Origin of the sequence: Limnofasciculus baicalensis BBK-W-15 (assembly GCF_024178385.1) — a bacterium.
In the GTDB taxonomy this organism is placed as follows: domain Bacteria; phylum Cyanobacteriota; class Cyanobacteriia; order Cyanobacteriales; family Coleofasciculaceae; genus Limnofasciculus; species Limnofasciculus baicalensis.
On record NZ_JAMZMM010000632.1, the window covers coordinates 1 to 1953 of the forward strand.

A 1953-nucleotide genomic window follows, 5' to 3' on the forward strand; every position below is an offset into this window, starting at 1 on the left:
AACAAACAACAAACAACAAACAACAAACAACAAACAACAAACAACAAACAACAAGATGACATTTATATCAATAATTTACGGAATTTTTCTGATAATCGCTTTAGTAATATACTGGCGGAGGCGGTTATCATATTGGCGATTGTCAGTGCTGCTGATTGCCAGTTTAATATTTTATGGTATCAATCAAATTATATATATACCGCTGCTATTGCTCATTACCATAATTAATTTTCGTCTGGGGCGAGCTATTGGCATAAATACAGCACCAGGGGCACATATTACCAACCCAAATCTGTCCAATGAAGATTGGTTGTTGGCTCAAGAAGAGTGGAATCAGCGACGAGTGAAGTTATTGTGGTTGGGGATTGGGTTAAATGTCTTCTGTTTATTTAGCTTTAAGTACATTCCCTTTGTCTTGAGCAATATAGCTGGAATCCTTAACTTACCGGGTATCCAGATTACAGCAAACTGGATTAGCGATCGCTTAATTGCCCCTTTAGGACTTTCATTCTTTGTTTTCGAGTGTATTGCCTATCTGATTGACGTACATCGTGGCGCTCCAGCCAGTAAGCAGTTACTACATTTTGCTGCCTACAAGTTATTTTTCCCTAAATTGATTTCCGGTCCGATTGTTCGCTACCATGAGTTTGCCAGTGAATTGAAACTTTCACACTTTCCCAGTTTTGACAGATGTACTGAAGGACTTTGGTTAATTGCTTGCGGCGCAATCAAAAAGGCACTAATAGCAGACAGAATTGGTATTTTGGTAGATCTGTGTTTTGGTAATTTAGCACGGGCGGGTAGTGGGGATTTATGGTTAGCGATTATTGCCTACGGATTACAACTTTATCTTGATTTCAGCGGCTATGTTGATATTGCCCGTGGTAGTGCTATTCTATTAGGATTTAATCTACCGGAAAATTTTGATTTCCCTTATTTCAGTACCAGCATTGCTGATTTTTGGCGGCGTTGGCATATTACCTTGGGCGATTGGATTCGCAACTACCTCTACTTTCCTTTGGGAGGCTCGCGAAATGGGTTGGCTCGAACTTGCTTCAACCTCCTGATTGTGATGTTAATTATTGGGATGTGGCATGGCGCAGCTTGGGGTTTTGCAATTTGGGGTGGATTCCATGGTATTGCTTTAGCGATTCACCGCTTAACAGAAGCTGCATCGGAGCGGATAAATTGGTTGAAGCGTTGGTGGGCAAGTGGATTGGGGGTTTTAGTTGCCTGGTTTTTGACTCAGTTTATAGTTTTCATCTCTTGGGTATTTTTCCGGTTACCCAGTATCAAAGAAGCAACTTTCGCGATCAAGAATCTTTGGGGGAAAGCAGCCGATGTACAATTTGCAGATACTATTTATCTCAAGGTGTTTGGGTTGGCACGTTTTGAACTAGTGCTGCTCCTCGTTGCTTTATGGGTATTTATGGGTATCGCCTATATCCTGCAACGGGTTTTGAAGTTACAACTTAATTGGCCTTTAAAGTTGTTGTTGGTGCCATTCTGCCTATACGGTGTCTGGGTTTTTGCTCCTGAAGGGGGTTTACCTTATATTTATTTTAATTTTTAGCTTTGTTGGCTGACCGAAAAACGAGCCGCAGAGCAAATGACTTTAGGCATGGGGATAAGCGGTAGGAACTTTTAAGTTCCGTCAAACGATTGCTCGGCTTTAGCCACAGTGGTAAAATAGATCGGCGAGAAAATAAGTAGGAATAACCTTGGCGCTCTTGGGGATAATTTTTTTAATAAACCACTAAGACACTAAGGGAGAGATAGATAATTTTGTGCCGCAACTGCTATCAACCCCTCTCCCTCAAAAAAAAGTAATTTACATAACGCAACAAATGAGCGAAGGCTGAAAGTGCATTAACTCCGTTAATTTTATTGAGATTAATTCTTAATAATTTACGAGATTGCGTCGTTTCAGCGATCGTGGTAGAATAATCCAAA

Annotated in this window: 1 protein-coding gene and 1 pseudogene; both read left to right on the forward strand. The window is 40.7% G+C overall.

What is annotated here, in order from left to right:
- Window positions 1-228 (forward strand): annotated as a pseudogene (locus tag NJ959_RS28970) (hypothetical protein); the annotation flags it as partial.
- Complete coding sequence (locus NJ959_RS28975) at window positions 209-1573, forward strand: MBOAT family O-acyltransferase (protein ID WP_254015222.1); 1365 nt, start codon at window positions 209-211, stop codon at window positions 1571-1573. The pseudogene NJ959_RS28970 and the gene NJ959_RS28975, both read left to right, overlap by 20 nt.
- The last annotated feature ends 380 nt before the right edge of the window (window positions 1574-1953 follow it).